Source organism: Microcoleus sp. CAWBG640 (assembly GCF_020883015.1).
GTDB classification, from domain to species: domain Bacteria; phylum Cyanobacteriota; class Cyanobacteriia; order Cyanobacteriales; family Microcoleaceae; genus Microcoleus; species Microcoleus anatoxicus.
The window spans coordinates 1-2,748 of sequence record NZ_JAHRFC010000193.1; the positions used below are offsets into that span (position 1 = coordinate 1).

Sequence of the window (2,748 nt, forward strand, 5' to 3'; positions counted from 1 at the left end):
CCCACGCTACAGAAACTATGCTGCTGGCACAAAAACACTTGCCGTAAGCTCGCTTGGGGCAACCCCTACAACGATACCCAAATAGCCGCCGAGTTTAATTGCCGTAGCACTAACAGCAGCTCCTCCATTCAGATTCAAACTTACAGTTTCCAAGGTGAGGCTAGCAAATACACTCCCGCCGGTTAGACCAATTTTGTCCCCAACAGTAAAGTCTGTAATCACATCTGCCTCTGCTAAGGTGGCAGCCGTCGCCGCCCCTCCGGTTAAGATAAATGTATCGTTTCCAGCGCCACCTGTGAGGATGTCTTGACCGCGATCGCCACTCAGTATGTCGTCGCCTAAGCCACCAATCAGGACATCATTTTCTTTACCACCGGTGATAGTGTCATTGCCATCTCCTCCGGTGAGAGTATCGTTGTCATTATTGCCGGACAAGTTGTCATTACCAGCACCGCCTTCAATCTGATCCGATCCTTTACCGCCGGTCAAAGAGTCGTTGCCAGCCCCTCCGTCAATTGTATCGGCTCCTTGCATTCCGTTAATGATATCAAAGCCGCTTGTCCCGGTAATATTGTCGTTGCCAGATAGCCCCAAGATTGGTTTGCCAGCAGCAGCCGGGGGCAGTGATGACACCAAAATATTGTCATTATTGTCTGACAGGTTGTAAGACTGACCGCTAACAGTGTTTGCTGGTTGCCCAGTAGGAGTACCAGGGCCGGAAGAATTGATTGCAGGTGCCGCGATCGTTACAGGCGTACCACCAGCCGTTGGTGTTGGTGTTGGCGATGGTGTCGGTGTTGGAGTTGGTGTTGGTGTAGGCGTTGGAACTGGAAAAGGTGTTGGTGTTGGTGTCGGAGTAACAGGTGTTGGTGTCGGAGTAACAGGTGTTGGTGTCGGAGTAACAGGTGTTGGTGTTGGAGTAACAGGTGTTGGTGGCGTTGGTGTTGGAGTTGGAGTTGGTGGCGTTGGAGTTGTTGGAGTTGGTGTTGGAGTTGGTGTTGGAGTTGGTGTTGGTGGCGTTGGAGTTGGTGTCGGAGTGATAATGGGGGTGTCGCCACTCCGGGGGGTCAATGTGACAGTACCTTGAGGAACGGTGACCTGTAGGCTGTAATCAGCAGGGAGACCTCCAGCTTTAGCACCGGTGACGCGGATTCTGTAGTTAGTATTTGCTTGGCGCGCGACTCCATTAAGCTGCGCGTCCAAACCGCCACCGCCGTTATCATCGAAAGCAACAGGAGCGCCAGTATCAGCGTTGACGAATTGCACATAAGGGTCAAAGCCAGGTGTCTTGCTGCTGAGGTTAATGGTGAGAGGTTGGCCCACCAAGGATGTAGTTACTAAAAATTCATCAGCCAGTGTGTTGCCGGTGTTGAAAGTGGGAGCTAGAAAAGTAAAGTCTTTGCTGCCTTCCAATTTACCAGTTAATGTAACGGCAGGAGCGCCGGTTAAGGGGCTGCCACTGAAGTCGCTACCTCTGGGAACTAAACTGATATCACCCGTAGGAATGGTGGCCTGTAAACTGTAGGGATTAGTAGACGACGCGGGGAGTGCACCATTGCTGGTGACGCGGACTTTGTACTTAATGCCGCCGGCAATTGTGAAAGAATTAGGAGTGCTCGGATTGTCATCACCAGGACCATCGGGAGGCTGACCGGGTGCAATCACTGAGTTAAGGTTAACTTTGAGCTCGGTATCGTCAGAATCAGCAATGAGAGCGCCCGTCTCGGCATTGATAACTTGCAGGAACGTGTTATATTTGGTTGAATCTGTAGCCGTAAGAGAAAGCGTGACAGGTTGCCCGATCGCAGATGTAATTAAGTCATATTCATCAGCCCGCGTGAAGTTGCCGCCGGGATCAGGAAAAATAATGTCATTGCCATCGAGTTGACCAGTTTTTGTATCAGTATTTGCCATTGGAGTTTATCTCAATAAGTAAAGTTTGAACCGACTTTATGAAGTAGGGACACGGCACGGTTCCCTTATTCGTGTCAACTTAAGGTCAAACCCTGTCACAGACTGCTGTTTGACTATTAACCCTAGATCCCCCCTAGCCCCCCTTAAGAAGGGGGGGACAAGAGTCCGATCAAAGTCCCCCTTCTTAAGGGGGATTTAGGGGGATCTAGACTTGGCATAAAACCCAGATTTCTCAAGGATTTCAGCCTTAAGTTGACAGTAATGGGCTCGCTTGAGTGTCCCTACCGTGGGGATAGATCGATCGCGCGGTGTCCTTCATAAATGTGGAATCTGCTGTATTGCTACACATCTCGCGCGAGTCACCTGTGCAGTCATGCTGAAATCTGGAACTAGATGCTAGCTTTATTTGTAGGTATTACAGAAGGCGACGCACCTTTTTCAACACCACTAAATCCAACTAATAAACTCAATTCTGTAAAAATTCCTGAACTTACGCAGCGTAAACCATTAGTAGGGGTAACTCATAAATTGCCCTACACAACATAGACTTTACAACTTAGTTTTGCGCCCGTCCTAAATTCTATTCCTACGAACACCTCTCATAGAGTGAAATTTGCATTAATTCATTAATCAGTTTATTTTTGGCTGATTGACTAACACTTTACTGTTTCCTATAAGCAAGTTCAAGAGTTTATTGATTTGAATTATATATCCCACATTCCGCACCCCCAACTGGCACATAGGCGGGTTGAGGGGGTAAAAGTGAATCATCCGAGACAAAAATGAGTAGAAATGCTCAACTATCTCGGTCACTCAACATCACCCAGTAGTCCA

Annotated in this window: 1 protein-coding gene; it reads right to left on the reverse strand. The window is 48.6% G+C overall.

Annotated elements, in window-relative coordinates; genetic code table 11:
• Positions 1-15: 15 nt before the first annotated feature.
• The gene (locus AAFP11_RS30150; protein WP_341740303.1) at positions 16-1,914 is read right to left on the reverse strand and encodes a calcium-binding protein; all 1,899 of its coding nucleotides are present in this window, start codon (positions 1,912-1,914) and stop codon (positions 16-18) included.
• Positions 1,915-2,748: the final 834 nt, after the last annotated feature.

Bases quoted from the DNA above. Each gene is read 5' to 3' on its own strand.
- AAFP11_RS30150 (WP_341740303.1), bottom strand. From the start codon at position 1,914: ATGGCAAATACTGATACAAAAACTGGTCAACTCGATGGCAATGACATT.